Here is a 15,534-nt window from a genome sequence, read left to right as displayed (position 1 = left end):
CAAAAAGTGTTACGGTGGAGTGATCTGTAACTGGTAACGACAATGTGCACGTTAAATAATGTTCGAAACATTGATTAATGTGCGCAACAAATTTGAAAGTACGAAACTTATAAGCTCGCTACTGGTACAAAGTACGAAACAAAAACGGTCACGATATGTGGCCGTTTTTTGTTCACAATGTATACTTACTGTAAACTTGACAAAACTTGACTCCGCTATATACTGCTCGCCATGCAAAAGAGACTTAATATCAAAAGCGCACAAGATGCAATGGAACAAGCTGGGTTGAATCAAACCGCAGTCGCTGAGTCTTTGGACGTAACAAAAGAAGCTGTTTCACAGTGGCTAAATGCCAAATCTTTCCCAAGACCTAATAAACTTTTGAAGCTTGCAAAGCTCTTACAGCTAAGTTTTGAAGAGCTTGTAATAAACGATGAGCCGAACGCTCCACTGATTGCTTTTCGCAAAAAAGCAGGTGCAAAGACGAAAGATCATCATATAGAAAAAGCACAAGAAATAGGTCGCTTTTTACGTCACCTAGTACCTTACCTACCTTTTGAAACACTGGAAATGCCACCAGTGCTAAAATCACCGAACCGTGATTATGACTACTTACGTCAAGTAACGTCTAAAGTTCGTACAGATATTAAGTTAGGTGAAATTGAAACAGTTGACTTCGACCATTTAATTCGCAGGTTTACTGAACTTCAAGCCGTTGTGGTTCCTGCTTTGTGGGGTACAAAGCAGCGTCATGAGAATGCTATACATATCCACTTACCTGACTCTCAAACAACTTGGGTTTATCTAAATTTAGACACAAACATCCATGATTTTAAGTTTTGGATGGCACATGAACTTGGCCACTGTTTGTCTCCTTCTCTTTCTGGTGATGATGCAGAAGATTTTGCGGATGATTTTGCTGGCGCTTTGTTATTTCCATCTGCTCTTGCTGAAAAAGCATATACAGAGTTAAACCAGCAAAGAACTAGCGCTGCAAAAATACAGAAAGTAATTGAGTTGGCTGACGAGCAAACCATATCGCCTTATACCGTTTTAGGGCAAACCAATAAATACGCGGCATATAAAGGTTTACCAGAAATTGAGTTAAGTAAGGCGTTCTTTGGTGCAGTCACTAATTTTAACAAACGCTTTCATAACTTAAGTGATGCGTTATTAGGTGATATTCAGAAGCTCGATGCACGAGATTTTATAAATAAAACAGAGAACGCGTTTGAGACACCTTTCTTCGAGTTACTTAGAAAATACCTAAAAGAGCAAAACAAGGGCCCTGGATATGTACAAGTGGTTATGGACATGCCATTGCTCGATGCTCGGAGCATACACTCTGAGTTAACTTAATGCCTCAATCAAAGATACTTGTAGATACCAACTCTTACCTCAGATTAGCACAAACAATACGACCACTATTATTTGTGCCTTTCGGCGACAATGAATATTGTTTATATATCCTGCCTGAATTAAATGATGAGCTAGCTAATAGGCGATTAAACTCTAAATTCCCTTGGGTTGACGAGGAAGAGTATTTAGAAAATCGCAAAAGCTTTCCAACTGTTGGTCGTAAGCAAAAAAGAGCTATTCTCACTAACTTTGATTTTATTTGGGATTTTGTTCAAACCGAACTACCTGGTCCATCGAGAGTAGATGCTTTATATATCGCTTATGCTTTAGAGCTAGGCGTTCCAGTTGTCACCGACGACCAAGATATGACAGAACTTGCAAAAGAATTTGAAGTTCCAGTTATGCCGACATTAGAGTTACTTAAAATTATGCATGACAGTAATCATGCTGATTTAAAAAAGATTAAAGGTATTGTTGAATACTGGCGAGCTATTGGTGACTGTCCCGCTAATTTGCACCGTGATTTAAAAAAGTTCTTCCCCGACCTCTAATTGCCCATTCATCACCTCACTTATTGATCTACATACGTAAAAGAGTAAACTGAACTCAATTGTACTTTTTCGACACTGGTGAGATTTCTCGTCATGAGTGACCCTATTCTGACTATTAAAGACGTCGCTGACTATCTAAAAGTTAATGAGCGCACCATTTACCGGCTAGCTGCAAGCGGCGAGCTACCTGGTTTTAAAGTAGGTAACTCTTGGCGGTTTAAGCAAAGTGAGTTGGAGCAATATATTGCCGAACAACACAATCGAGCCAATGAACAAGACCCAAATAAATCAAAAAATAATTAGGAATCAGAATCCATGGCACAACTGGAAAACATTGAAGCAATAGAAAAACGCCTGTGGAAATCGGCTGATACCCTACGCGCCAACTCTGAGTTGGCTAGTAATGAGTACTTTTTACCTGTAATGGGGCTGATCTTTTTACGCCACGCATACAGCCGTTATTTATCAGTTAAAGATGACATTGTCGCAACCTTGCCGAGTCGTGGCGGCAAAACCCGTGCTCTAACGAAAGAAGACTTTTCTAAAAAAAGCGCGATTTACCTTAAAACAGAAGCACAGTTTGATTATCTGATAGCTTTGAAGGATGCCGATAATCGCGCTGAAGCTATTATCCATGCCATGGAGTCTATCGAAGCTGATTACTCCAATCTGCGTAATCAGCTTCCCAAACAGGAATATAACAATATTCCAAATGATGTTTTGGGCATGCTTTTGCGTACGTTAAACCCTGAAGAATTAAAAAAGGCGACAGGTGATATTTTTGGTCGTATTTATGAATACTTCCTTACCCAGTTTGCTGATCAAGGGGCTCATGATGGAGGCGAGTTCTTCACACCTGTGTCATTAGTTCAATTATTGGTAAATGTGCTAGAGCCAGACCACGGTAAGATATTCGATCCTGCTTGTGGTTCTGGTGGCATGTTTGTTCAAAGTGCACATTTTATGGAACGCCATGCGCAAGACCCTCATGAACTGACCTTCTTTGGGCATGAAAAAAACCGTGTGACAACACGCCTGGCCAAAATGAATCTAGCGGTACACGGGTTAGAGGGAAACGTAGAAGGTGGCGAATCAGCAATTACTTACTACAACGACCCACATGAAGGATTATTTGGTACCGTCGATTATGTAATGGCAAACCCGCCATTTAACGTCGACGAAGTTGATGCCGACAAGATAAAAGGCGATAAACGTCGCTTACCTTTTGGCTTGCCTGGTGTAAATAAAAACAAAAAAGTCAGCAATGGTAACTATCTTTGGATCCAGTATTTTTACAGCTATTTAAACGCTACAGGCAAAGCAGGGTTTGTAATGTCCTCTCAGGCATCCAGTGCTGGGCGAGATGAAGCTAAGGTACGCGAGCAATTAGTGAAAACAGGCCATGTAGATATCATGGTTGATATTCGCGGTAACTTTTTCTATACCCGCTCAGTTCCATGTCAGCTTTGGTTTCTAAATAAAAATAAGCCAAAGCATTTAAACGATAAAGTGCTCATGCTGGACGCGCGTAATGTATACCGTAAAGTCACTCGAAAAATTTATGACTTCAGCCCTGAGCAACAGCAAAACTTAACCGCGATAATCTGGCTTTATCGTGGTGAAGGCCAAAGATTTATCGAACTGGTTCAACAATACATTAAAAGGTCGCTACTTGAAGCTGGTCAATGCGAGAGTGTGGAAGAGCCAAAATGTAAATCACTTCCAGATTTTATAGAGCAATTAGGTAAGCTAAATAACGCCTTTAAGCCGTTTATGGAAAAGCTGCAACAGGACAAGGTAAACACCGAACCTTATCAAGACTTCCTCAATGCAAAAGACTCTGTAGAGCATGGTTGGGCTGCATTCCAAGCTTTAACGAAGGAACTGCAAAACTCATGGGGCAGCAATAAATTCAACGATGCTGCAAGCTTATTGAGTTTTACGGACAAGGATACCTGCTTAAAAGAGCTGGTGGATCAAAGTCGCAACTTAGTTAAAGAAGTCGATTTAGCGTATAAACTGGCAACTCGCGTTATCGAACTCGCTGAAGCCAATGAAGCGAAAGAAAGCGAACTTTGGGATAACGCATTACTCAATGGCCGTAGCCGCACTAATCTAAAGAAAACCGCCGATGAAGCTCGCAAGCTGGCCGTAGAGCAACTCAAACAAGTACGTTACTTCTATAAGCAAGCGCACTGGTTATTAAGCCGATTCCCAGAGGGTAAACTTTGCGATGTTGAGGGCTTGGTTAAGCTGGTAGATAAAACAGAAATTGAAGCAGCCGACTGGAGTTTAACGCCAGGCCGTTATGTCGGTGTCGCGCCAGAGGAAGTTGATGAAGATTTCGACTTTGAAGAAGCCCTACGTGACATTCATATTGAGCTGCAAGGCTTAAATAACGAAGCCGTAGAGCTCGCCGAAAAAATTGCTCGTAACTTTGAGGAGTTGGGGTTATGAGTTGGCGTGAGTTGCCTTTAAGTGAGTTGCCTATTGATGTTATAGACGGTGACAGAGGTAAGAATTACCCAAAACAAAACGAGTTTCATGAAAAAGGGTATTGCGTATTTTTGAGTGCAACCAATGTTACCAAGAGCGGTTTCAAATTCGATACTGTTCAATTTATAGATGAGCAAAAAGATAGCGCTCTTAGAAAAGGGAAGCTGAGTCGGAATGATGTGGTCTTAACGACACGCGGGACTATTGGAAATAGTGCTTTTTTCAATGAAAGCATACCCTATGAAAATATGCGTATTAACTCAGGAATGGTAATTCTTAGAGTTGATCAAAATAAGTTTTATGCACCATTTCTATATTCATACCTGAGATCTCAACTCTTTCTAAAGAAGGTAGATTCAATTAGATCAGGAGCTGCTCAACCTCAATTGCCCATAAGAGATTTGGTCACGGTTAAGATCCCATGTCCTGACATTTCTGAACAGATTAGAGCATCAGAATTTATATCGTCCTATGACGATCTCATTGAAAACAATCGCCGCCGTATCCAGTTACTGGAAGAATCAGCTCGCCTGCTTTATCAGGAGTGGTTTGTTCATCTGCGCTTTCCTGGCCATGAGCAAGTTAATATTACCGATGGTGTGCCTGAGGGGTGGACGCGATTATCTGTCGCAGAGTGTTGTGAAAAACCCTCCTACGGTTATACGGCAAGTGCTAATCAAGATGCTATTGGTCCAAAATTCTTGAGAATTACAGATATCGTCCCTAGCTCTATTAGTTGGGCGAACGTCCCCTACTGTGAGGCAGACGAAGCTACAACAAAGAAATACCAGCTTGGAGAAGGTGATATTGTTGTAGCCAGAACTGGGGCAACCGTGGGTTATGCTAAACGGATGCCTTCATTGAGTGAGCCTGTAATCTACGCATCCTACTTGGTTAAGTTTTCACCTAACAAATCTATTGTTGACGACTTGATTCTCGGTATTTTTATGGAGTCAGAGCAGTACAAAGATTTTGTTCGCGGTAATGCTGGTGGAGCAGCACAGCCAAACGCAAATGCTCAAATATTGGGTGGTGCAAAATTATTGGTTCCATCCGAGCTTCTGCAAAAAGAATTTAGATCAAACGTTGCGCCGTTAATTGAGCAGAAGTTCCTACTTGAGAAACAAAATACATCGTTAACAAAAGCCCGCGACTTACTGCTGCCTAAATTAATGAGCGGCGAACTAACTATTTAAATCAAGGAATGATAATGAACCGAGCACAAGCACAACAATTATTGCAAACAGCGTTGGCAAATCCTACGGCGGAATTTCGAGATGGACAATGGGAAGCCATTGATGCACTCGTTAACCATCGTCAGAAACTCTTAGTAGTCCAGCGAACTGGCTGGGGTAAAAGCTCGGTTTATTTTATCAGTACCAAAATCTTTCGTGATCGCGGTATGGGGCCGACCATTATCGTTTCGCCTTTGCTAGCGCTGATGCGCAATCAAATTGAATCTGCTGCGCGTTTAGGTATCGTTGCTGAAACCATGAACTCCACTAATACAGATGAGTGGAGATCTGTCACTCAACGTATTCTTAATAATCAAGTAGATTGTTTGCTGATTTCTCCAGAGCGATTAGCCAACGATAACTTCATTGAAACTGTCTTACAGCCTATTGCTGACCGTATCGCCTTGATGGTGATTGATGAAGCCCACTGTATATCGGATTGGGGTCACGATTTCCGCCCTGATTATAGGCGCATTGTTAATATTTTACGCCAGCTACCGGCCAACACCCCTGTGTTAGGTACTACTGCTACTGCAAATGATAGAGTCGTTGAAGATATACAAACGCAGCTTGGTGATATTCAAATTCACCGAGGTCCGTTAATACGAGAAAGTTTAGCGTTACAAGCAATGACACTCCCCGATCAAGCATCTCGTTTAGCATGGCTTGCACAATTGATTCCTACCTTATCTGGCACTGGTATTGTTTATACCCTAACAGTGCGAGACGCAGAGCAAGTTGCTAATTGGCTATGTGAGAATGGCATAGATGCAAAAGCCTACCATGGCAGTGTAGAAGCGGAAGGGTTTGAAAATAGTAACTTATACCGGCAACACCTTGAGGAGTTACTCTTACATAACGACTTGAAAGTGCTTGTTGCAACGACGGCTTTGGGTATGGGTTATGACAAACCAGATTTAAGCTTTGTTATTCATTATCAAGCGCCGGGCTCTATTGTTGCTTATTATCAACAAGTTGGGCGTGCAGGTCGTGGAATTGAACACGCGTTAGGCGTGCTTATGTCGGGAGTTGAAGACCAAGATATTCATGCATTCTTTAGAGATTCAGCCTTCCCTACAGGCCAACAGGTTGACGAAATATTAAACATACTTGAACAGAGTGATGGACTTTCACTTCGTAATATTGAAGAGCAAACTAACTTGCGTCAGGGCCAGATTGAAAAAGTGCTCAAGTTGCTTAGTGTCGAAAACCCCGCGCCAGTAATTAAAGAAGGTAGCCGCTGGTTAAGAACACCTATTCGCTACCAAATGGATCATGCCAGAATTGCTCATTTAACAGGACAAAGAGTTCAAGAGTGGCAAGAAGTGCAATCGTATATTCAAGATGCTGGTTGTAAGATGACATTTTTACGCTGTGCATTAGATGATCATGACCCTACTCCTTGCGGCAAGTGTGCTTCTTGTCTTGAACAAGCTGTTGTAGATGTTGCAATTGAACCAGCTCTAGTGCATCGAGCTGGCACATTTTTAAAACATGCTGAAATGGTCATTAAGCCAAACGTTCAGGTCGCGGCAAATGCGTTTCAAGAATATGGGTTCAGAGGAAATCTTCCACAGCAAATTAGAGCACAAGAAGGGCGTGTGCTATCACGATGGGGAGATGCTGGATGGGGTCGAACGGTTGCAGATAACAAGCATGATGGTCGATTCTGCGATGAGTTGGTTGAAGCTATGGCTGCAATGATACAACAACGCTGGCAACCTAACCCTGCACCTCAATGGATATGCTGCGTACCTTCTAGGAACCATCCTGAATTGGTACCAGACTTTGCTCAACGACTAGCCGCAAGATTAGGTTTACCTTTTGTAGATGCGGTTAGCAAAGTTAAAAGCAACCAACAACAAAAAGGGCAGCAAAATCGGTTCCACCAATGCCGTAACTTAGATGGTGCGTTCCAAGTGACACAACTTTATCGAGATCAGCCTGTGTTATTAGTGGATGACATAGTTGACTCTGGTTGGACGTTAACAGTGATAGCTGCATTATTACAACAAGCTGGTAGTGGTTTGGTTTATCCGATTGCTCTAGCTTCATCATCGGTAAAAGATTCATGAGTATTTCCAAAACATTGTCATCAACAGCGCAAGCAACGTTGTTATTGACAAGCTACTTCTCGAAAGCGAGCAGTGAAAAAACTAAACCGCTGACTAATGCAGAGTGGGGGCGATTTGCTTTATGGCTTAAAGAAAAGTCCATTACCCCGGCGGATTTGTTGGTGCAAGACCCTGCACCATTATTGAAAGGTTGGTTTGACTCTCGAATTAGTGCGGAGCGCATTATTGAGCTATTGAATCGAGGCCACAGCTTAGCTCTTGCAATGGAGAAATGGCAGCGAGCAGGTTTATGGGTCGTTACACGTTCTGACCCGCAATACCCAAGACGGCTTAAACAACGCTTGAAGAATGACTCTCCCCCAGTCCTATTTGGGTGCGGTAATAAAGATTTATTAAATGAGCGGGGATTGGCCGTTATCGGTTCGCGCAATGCGAGTGACAGTGACTTAGCCTTCACCGATGAAATAGGTGCAAAAGCAGCCTTTGAGAATATTGCCATTGTATCAGGTGGCGCTCGTGGTGTTGATGAAACTGCTATGTTGGGCGCAGTTCGAACAGGCGGCGCTGTTATAGGCGTTATGGCAGATAGCCTTCTAAAAGCAGCTACAAGCAGCAAATGGCGTAAAGGTTTAATGGATGGCCATGCAGTTTTGGTATCCCCCTTTTACCCTGAAGCAGGATTTAGTGCTGGCAATGCCATGGCAAGAAACAAATATATCTATTGCTTGGCGGATAGCTCCTTGGTTATACACTCAGGTAAAAAAGGCGGCACACTTAACGGTGCGGAAGAAAATTTAAAAAAAGCATGGGTGCCACTTTGGGTAAAACAAACTAACGACAAAGATGCTGCAAATGCTGATTTGGTTGGTAAAGGTGGCCGTTGGTTAGAGGATTATACTACTAACTTTGCTGTCTCAGACTTATTTAACATTGCAAGTAGGCATGTAGAGCAATCCTCAATAGAACAGGCGGATCTCTTTTCTATGCCTGAGCAGCCAAGATTGCTAGATGAACCTGAAGTCAAGGCTCCAATAGAACAAGTTCAACTCGAAGCTGAACATACTTCAGAAGAAAAAGTGATCGAAGCAGAAGAGCAAGGTGATTCTTCAAACGAAACCATTTCTGGTAGTTCAGAGTCCAAAGCTGGTTCTATTGATTTTTATCAATTATTCATTGAAGAGCTTAATAGGTTGGCACAAGAACCTATTAAGCTAGAAGATTTGATCGAACAAACCCAGCTTCATAAGTCACAACTTACAAATTGGTTGAAGCGAGCTGAAGATGAAGGGGTTGTAAAAAAACTTAATCGGCCTGTACGTTATAAAATTGAGAATAGCAAATAGAAGGATTTTTTCATGGCCATGACAGAAGAAACGTTAGTTCAGGAAGTCACTGCGGAATATTTGCTCAATGAATTGTATTGGGATGAATCAGTTTATGGCATGCATGAAAAGCTTGGCAAAGAGGGTGACTTAGGTAGGCTTTCCGAACAAGAAACTGTACTGACACGATATCTAGGCGAGAAACTAATTACGCTTAACCCTGGTTTACCTGATATTGCTTACCAGGAAGCGCTTCGTATTGTTTGTGAAGCGTCTTCGTCAACTAATATAGTGGTTGCCAATAAAGAGAAGTATGCGCTACATAAAAATGGCGTTGAGGTGACTTTCCAAAATGAAAAAGGGGATCGCGTTAAAAAACGTCTCCGTTTGTTTGACTTTGATGATTACGAAAATAACCATTTCTTGTTAGTTCGTGAATTTTGGATAAAGGGTGATATATATCGACGCAGAGCTGATCTTGTTGGATTTGTGAATGGCATCCCCCTTGTGTTTATGGAAGTTAAAAATGTTCATAAAGATATTCGCGCAGCTTATGAACAAAACCTTGCTGATTACAAAGATACCGTCCCTCACCTATTTCATCACAATGCATTTATTATTCTAGGAAACGGAATCGATGCCAAGATAGGTTCAATTTCTAGTAAGTTTGAACATTTCAATGACTGGAAGCGACTGAAAGAAAATGAATCAGGTGTAGTGGATATGGAAACTTTATTAAAAGGGACCTGTTTCAAAAGCAATTTGATGGATATTTTCGAGAACTTTACATTATTTGATGAGAGTTCAGGAAAACTAGTAAAAATTGTTGCTAGAAATCACCAATACCTTGGTGTAAGTCGTGCTATTGATGCAGTGATAAACCGTAATGAACGTCTAGGAAAGCTAGGAGTTTTCTGGCATACACAAGGATCTGGCAAGTCCTACTCAATTGTCTTCTTTGCACAAATGGTTCATCGTAAATTAGGTGGAAACTACAGTTTTGTTGTGCTGACTGACAGGGAAGATTTGGATACTCAAATATATAAAACCTTTGCAGGTTGTGGTTTAGTGGACAACGATAAAGATCCTTGTCGAGCGGATAGCGGCAAAGATCTCAGAGCACTGATCGGCCAGCAGAAAGCCTTAGTGTTTACTCTCATTCAAAAATTCAATGAAAAAGTCGACCCTAAAAAACCTTACTCAGAGCGTGACGATATTATCGTAATAACCGACGAAGCTCACAGAACACAGTATGGCACCTTGTCTTTAAACATGCGAAATGCACTACCAAATGCCAGCTTCATCGGATTCACTGGAACGCCATTATTTAAAGATGATGAGATTACTAAGAAGGTTTTTGGTGATTACATATCAACCTATGATTTCCAGAGGGCTGTTGAGGATAATGCTACGGTGCCATTGTACTATGATGCCAGAGGCGAGGAACTTGTATTTACCGATGATGATGGGAATGAGCACACGGTTGCGGATCCCAAAGGCATTAATGAGCGCATAGCCGAAAAGCTAGATGAACTGGAAATAGAGGATGTAGATGTTCAGCAAAGACTCGAGCGAGAGTTAAAGCGCGATTACCACATCATAACAGCAACAAGTAGGTTGGATCAGGTTGCCCGTGACTTTGTTAGTCATTATTCAAATGGCTGGGAAACGGGAAAAGCAATGTTTGTGTGTATTGATAAAATCACGTGTGTACGTATGCATAAACTTATCGAATTCTATTGGAAAGAAGAGATAAAAACCAAAGAAAAGGAACTCAGTGCTGCGAGTGATGAACAAGATCTAGCCTGGCGTGAAAGGCAATTGGCATGGATGAAAGAGACGTTGATGGCAGTTGTGGTTAGTGAAGAGCAAGGAGAAGTTGCTAAGTTTGAGAAATGGGATTTGGATATCAAACCCCATAGGCAGCTACTTAAAACTGGATTTGAGCTCGATGATGGTTCTAGATTGGATATGGAAGAAGCCTTTAAGTCTAAAGAACATCCGTTCAGAGTAGCTGTGGTATGCGCTATGTGGTTAACAGGTTTTGATGTACCAACACTTTCAACACTTTATTTAGACAAGCCTTTGAAAGCACACACACTTATGCAGGCCATTGCTAGGGCAAACCGTGTGGCTGAAGGTAAAAATAATGGCCTAATTGTAGATTATTGCGGGATCTTGAAAAACTTACGGAAGGCATTGGCTACTTTTGCAGGTGCCGGTGACGAAGGCCACGGTGGTGATGAAGGAGAGAAAGAACCAGCCAAGCCTAATGAAGAGTTATTAGAAAGTTTAAATGAATCTATAAATTACGTAGCTGAGTTTTTGCGAAAGTACGATTTTGATTTGAGTTTAATAGTAACTGAAACTGGTTTTGCTAAAAATGCGGTAATTGCTCAAGCAAAGGAAGTTATCAATCAAAACGATGAAACTCGAAAACGTTTTGAGGTGATGGCCAGAGAGGTATTCAGTAAATTTAAAGCATGTATCAATGTTCCTGGTGTGAATTCTTACCGAGACTTACGCGATGCAATAAATGTTCTTTACAAGAGCTTACAGTCAGACAAAGAAAAAGCTGACATCTCCGATATCATGAAAGAGCTTTATGGGATTGTAGACGCGACAATAGATACAACGCATAAGGTAAGTGAATCAAAGCCTGATAGTGAACGAATCTACGACATCAGTAAAATTGACTTTGAGCGTCTTCGTCAAGAATTTGCACGTTCAGAGCGTAAAAATACAACAGTTCAATCCCTCAAGCATGCTGTAGAGAAAAAGCTTGCTCGGCTAATGATGCAAAACCCTTTACGTACAGATTATCAATTGCACTATGAGCAATTGGTGAGGGAATATAACCAAGAAAAAGATAGAGTTGTTATTGAGAAAACCTTCGAAGCGCTTTTAAAGCTAAATGAAGAGCTTTCGCATGAAGAAAAAAGAGCAATTCGAGAAGGGCTTGATGAAGAATCATTAGTATTGTTTGATTTACTCAGCAAACCAAGTTTACAGAAAAAAGAAATATCAACAATAAAGCAAGTTGCAATAGCTCTGCTAACAACACTTAAAGCTGAAAGGCTCAAAGTAGCTAATTGGCAACAAAAAGAGTCCGCTCGTGATGCCGTAAGGCAGCAAATTTTTGATTTTCTTTACGATGAGAAAACAGGGTTACCTGTTGAGCAATATGAAGAAGATGAAATCTCTGATATTACAGAGCGGGTATTTGTGCATATATACCGGGCATACCCTGAGTTACCATCCCCAATTTACAGCTAGTTTTCTACTATTAAAGCGCCAAGTCAGGCGCTTTTTTCATAAGTATTGATCTTGATTAACTCTTTAAAAAATAAAGAAAATTTGAAGATGACATTGTTTTTAACTTGGTAATATTAGGGTATATCTATTTTAAAGCTGACGGTTAAAATGTTACGCCTTTCTTTGTGTTAAAATTTGAATTCGCTCTCTTATATTTTCGTGCTATTGGAGGCTCTCATCTGATGAAAAATAAGCGACTCGACATTGATGCTTTAGTTGAAGGAGCAATATTTCTAGATGATCATACTCAGGAAGGTTTCATCGGTGTTCCTCATCACAAGGGCTCGCTCCACCCATCGGTGTTTTACGCCCATTTATTTTTACTCAAGAGTAATGCTAATGGTGTTAGTAGAGAAGATATAATCAATCGATTAGGTATTACAGAAACCTTTATCAACGAATTTCTTCAAGGAAAGGTGGCTGTTGACTTAGACTTCGCCAAAAAACTTGGAGATACTACTGGCATACCTCACGACTGAATCGACCAGACTTCTCTAGACACTTAATTGCTTTATAATTATGTGTACTAAGGAGAAAAGATGTCTCAGCGATTTACAGAAGAATTTAAAATACAAGCCGTCAAACAAGTTACCGACCAAGGCTATTCGGTGGCAAGCGTTTCTGAGAGGCTGGGAGTGACTAGCAGTTCGCTGTATAACTGGATAAAAACCTACGGCCCAGACAGTGAAGAACATAGGCAGTCTCAAGAACAATCCGACCGAATTAAGCAGCTAGAAAGAGAGCTTAAGCGCGTAACAATGGAACGCGTATAAAGCGACAATTAACTTGAACGGTTGAGCGACAACTATCTTGACCGGTTGTTCTGTTAAGGTTCGACACGATAATTCGAGGAGAATGGCGTGTCGGGAAATCACATCACAGAAAAGCAAGTCAGGTTATATATGAAGTTCAGAAAGGATTTCACGCAGGAAGTGGCCGCCAGTAAAGCGGATATATCTGTTAGCTCCGCCAGACGAATCGAGAATGGTCGTCACCAACCTAATCAAGCAAAACGCCAATGGCGTACAAGACCCGATCCTCTTGAAGCGGTGTGGGAGAGTGTCGTTGTTCCCATCTTACAACAAGATGCATTGATCACGCCGGTAGGCGTATTTGATCATCTATGTGAATCACATAGTGACGACTTCCCAACTACAGCACGACGTACGCTTGAGCGCAGAATTAAGAAGTGGCGACAATTGCACGGTGGCGCTAAAGATGTGATGTTCTTGCAGCATCACGAATCAGGACTACTGGGAATATGTGACTTTACCCACGTCAAATCTCCTATCACCATAGGACGAGAGCCGTGTAAGCACATGCTGTTTAACTATCGCCTAGCGGTCAGCGGCTGGCAGTATTGCCAAGTGGTTTATGGCGGTGAGAGCTTTGCTGCATTCTCCGATAGCCTTCAGAAAGCGTTTAGAGAAAGTGGTGGCGTGCCCAAAGAAGTCCGCACTGACAGCTTAAGTGCGGCGTACCGAAACCATGACAATGCCGAGGCATTTACCGAACGCTATAAGTCGTTGATGGCGCATTACGGCTTTACGGCCACACGTAATAATACCGGTGTAGCGCATGAAAATGGTGTTATCGAGTCTAGCAATCGACATATCAAAGCGCAGTTAGAACAAGCGCTGCGTATACACGGCTCGTTCGATTTTAACTGTCGCGATGACTACGAAGGCTTTATTCAGCATTTAGTTGGGCGGCGTAACAAGCGTATCAACACCGCCTTTATCAAAGAGCAGCGACAATTACAGCCATTGCCGCCAGTGGGTAGCGTCAATTACTCAATAGAATATGTGCGCGTCTCGCGCACCAGCACTATCAATGTTAAACGCGTGACCTACACAGTGCCTTCCCGCCTGATAGACAGTCGCTTGCGGGTACAAGTGTATGATAACAGGTTAGCCTTATATCTCGGTCATGAACTGACTTACACCCTAGAGCGCGTTTATGCGCAAGGCAGTTCGCGTAAACGCAGCGTCAATTACAAACACGTCATAGATGCTCTGGTTAAAAAGCCACAAGCCTTCCGGTGTTCACAGTGGCGCGACGAGCTATTACCTAACGAGGATTACCGATGCATCTGGCAATATGTTAACGGCAATATGAAAGCAGATGATGCCTGTCGTTATATCGTCAGAGTGCTTCACCTTGCCAGCAAAAAAGATAACGAAATACGGCTGGGGCGCTTTATCATGCAGCAACTGAATACGGGGAGACTGCCCAGCCTGTTTGACTGCCAAGAGCGCTTCCAGCAACAAACACGTGATATACCCCAACTCCAAGTGGGGCAGCATTCGTTAAAACAGTATGCCCTACTGTTGCAAGGAGGTCGAAATGACTAATACAGCTTCACTGCCATTGATGCTAAAAAGCTTGCGCTTAAGTGAGTTCAGAAACCACTGGGAGAGCCTTGCTGAAAAAGCACTGCACGAACAATGGCGACCCGAACACTACTTAAGTGAGTTGTGCCATATGGAGCTAGCAAGTCGGACAGACAAGCGACAATTACGTTACCTAAAAGAGTCAAACTTGCCCTCAGGCAAACACGTTGGCGGCTTCGACTTCAATGCCATAGAAGGCATTAGTAAAGCGCGCCTGCATGACCTGGCTGATAACCACGAATGGGTTAAACAAGCCACAAACCTACTACTGTTCGGTGCTAGCGGTGTAGGCAAAACCCACCTCGCCAGCGCATTAGGTTACAGCCTGATAGAAGCTGGAACCCGCGTAAAGTTCTATCCGGCCACCGCCTTGGTGCAACACCTACAAGACGCCAAACAGCAACTAAAACTCCAGGATGCGCTGAATAAACTGGATAAATACCAAGTGCTAATCGTGGACGACATCGGCTATATCAGAAAGACAGAACAAGAAACCAGTGTGCTGTTCGAACTCATTGCGCACCGTTATGAGAGGTTCAGCCTTATCATTACATCCAATCAATCGTTCGAAGACTGGGATGCATTGTTCACCGATACTACCATGACAGTTGCAGCTATAGACCGGCTCGTTCATCACTCACATATCATTCAATTACAGGGAGAAAGCTATCGAAGAAAAACAGCAATAAAACAGGAAAAATAACTCAGCGACAACCGGTCAAGATAATTGACGCCGTACCGGTCAAGACAGTTGACGTTCTATAAACGCGACATCCTAAAGGAAGCCA

11 protein-coding genes and 1 pseudogene are annotated in these 15,534 nt (G+C 42.2%); all 12 read left to right on the top strand.

The annotated features are described in order from the left end of the window. The first annotated feature begins 231 nt into the window (after positions 1 to 231). On the top strand, positions 232 to 1,359 hold the full coding sequence (locus B4K11_RS13335) for a helix-turn-helix domain-containing protein (RefSeq protein WP_272966119.1): 1,128 nt from the start codon (positions 232 to 234) through the stop codon (positions 1,357 to 1,359). Further along, the gene (locus B4K11_RS13330; RefSeq protein WP_272966118.1) at positions 1,359 to 1,910 is read left to right on the top strand and encodes a DNA-binding protein; all 552 of its coding nucleotides are present in this window, start codon (positions 1,359 to 1,361) and stop codon (positions 1,908 to 1,910) included. Before B4K11_RS13335 ends, B4K11_RS13330 begins: the two co-directional genes overlap by 1 nt. Before the next feature lie 93 nt (positions 1,911 to 2,003). Continuing rightward, positions 2,004 to 2,213 (top strand): helix-turn-helix domain-containing protein, encoded by a 210-nt coding sequence (locus B4K11_RS13325; RefSeq protein WP_123324127.1) that lies wholly within the window; start codon positions 2,004 to 2,006, stop codon positions 2,211 to 2,213. A 12-nt stretch (positions 2,214 to 2,225) separates the two neighbouring features. Further along, on the top strand, positions 2,226 to 4,367 hold the full coding sequence (locus B4K11_RS13320) for an N-6 DNA methylase (protein ID WP_272966117.1): 2,142 nt from the start codon (positions 2,226 to 2,228) through the stop codon (positions 4,365 to 4,367). Continuing rightward, complete coding sequence (locus B4K11_RS13315; protein ID WP_272966116.1) at positions 4,364 to 5,602, top strand: restriction endonuclease subunit S; 1,239 nt, start codon at positions 4,364 to 4,366, stop codon at positions 5,600 to 5,602. Before B4K11_RS13320 ends, B4K11_RS13315 begins: the two co-directional genes overlap by 4 nt. A 14-nt stretch (positions 5,603 to 5,616) precedes the next feature. Beyond that, positions 5,617 to 7,716 (top strand): RecQ family ATP-dependent DNA helicase, encoded by a 2,100-nt coding sequence (locus B4K11_RS13310; RefSeq protein WP_272966115.1) that lies wholly within the window; start codon positions 5,617 to 5,619, stop codon positions 7,714 to 7,716. Further along, entirely contained in the window at positions 7,713 to 9,059 is a 1,347-nt protein-coding gene (locus B4K11_RS13305) for a DNA-processing protein DprA (protein WP_272966114.1), read from the top strand. Before B4K11_RS13310 ends, B4K11_RS13305 begins: the two co-directional genes overlap by 4 nt. A 12-nt stretch (positions 9,060 to 9,071) precedes the next feature. Continuing rightward, complete coding sequence (locus tag B4K11_RS13300; protein ID WP_272966113.1) at positions 9,072 to 12,314, top strand: type I restriction endonuclease subunit R; 3,243 nt, start codon at positions 9,072 to 9,074, stop codon at positions 12,312 to 12,314. A gap of 221 nt (positions 12,315 to 12,535) precedes the next feature. Then, on the top strand, positions 12,536 to 12,832 hold the full coding sequence (locus B4K11_RS13295) for a helix-turn-helix domain-containing protein (protein ID WP_272966112.1): 297 nt from the start codon (positions 12,536 to 12,538) through the stop codon (positions 12,830 to 12,832). A 60-nt stretch (positions 12,833 to 12,892) separates the two neighbouring features. After that, positions 12,893 to 13,120, top strand: a pseudogene (locus B4K11_RS13290) (transposase); the annotation flags it as partial. A 93-nt stretch (positions 13,121 to 13,213) separates the two neighbouring features. Next, on the top strand, positions 13,214 to 14,707 hold the full coding sequence (gene istA, locus B4K11_RS13285; protein ID WP_272969361.1) for an IS21 family transposase: 1,494 nt from the start codon (positions 13,214 to 13,216) through the stop codon (positions 14,705 to 14,707). Beyond that, on the top strand, positions 14,700 to 15,449 hold the full coding sequence (istB, locus tag B4K11_RS13280) for an IS21-like element helper ATPase IstB (RefSeq protein WP_272966110.1): 750 nt from the start codon (positions 14,700 to 14,702) through the stop codon (positions 15,447 to 15,449). Before istA ends, istB begins: the two co-directional genes overlap by 8 nt. Positions 15,450 to 15,534 lie beyond the last annotated feature (85 nt).

It is taken from the genome of Neptuniibacter sp. UBA6509, from assembly GCA_002435145.1.
Classification (GTDB): domain Bacteria; phylum Pseudomonadota; class Gammaproteobacteria; order Pseudomonadales; family Balneatricaceae; genus Neptuniibacter.
This window is presented reverse-complemented; position numbering and strand designations above follow the sequence as displayed.

Coding starts and splice junctions, on each gene's coding strand:
- B4K11_RS13325 (WP_123324127.1), top strand. CDS start 2,004: ATGAGTGACCCTATTCTGACTATTAAAGACGTCGCTGACTATCTAAAA.
- B4K11_RS13310 (WP_272966115.1), top strand. CDS start 5,617: ATGAACCGAGCACAAGCACAACAATTATTGCAAACAGCGTTGGCAAAT.
- istB (WP_272966110.1), top strand. CDS start 14,700: ATGACTAATACAGCTTCACTGCCATTGATGCTAAAAAGCTTGCGCTTA.
- B4K11_RS13315 (WP_272966116.1), top strand. CDS start 4,364: ATGAGTTGGCGTGAGTTGCCTTTAAGTGAGTTGCCTATTGATGTTATA.
- B4K11_RS13335 (WP_272966119.1), top strand. CDS start 232: ATGCAAAAGAGACTTAATATCAAAAGCGCACAAGATGCAATGGAACAA.
- B4K11_RS13300 (WP_272966113.1), top strand. CDS start 9,072: ATGGCCATGACAGAAGAAACGTTAGTTCAGGAAGTCACTGCGGAATAT.
- B4K11_RS13320 (WP_272966117.1), top strand. CDS start 2,226: ATGGCACAACTGGAAAACATTGAAGCAATAGAAAAACGCCTGTGGAAA.
- B4K11_RS13305 (WP_272966114.1), top strand. CDS start 7,713: ATGAGTATTTCCAAAACATTGTCATCAACAGCGCAAGCAACGTTGTTA.
- B4K11_RS13295 (WP_272966112.1), top strand. CDS start 12,536: ATGAAAAATAAGCGACTCGACATTGATGCTTTAGTTGAAGGAGCAATA.
- B4K11_RS13330 (WP_272966118.1), top strand. CDS start 1,359: ATGCCTCAATCAAAGATACTTGTAGATACCAACTCTTACCTCAGATTA.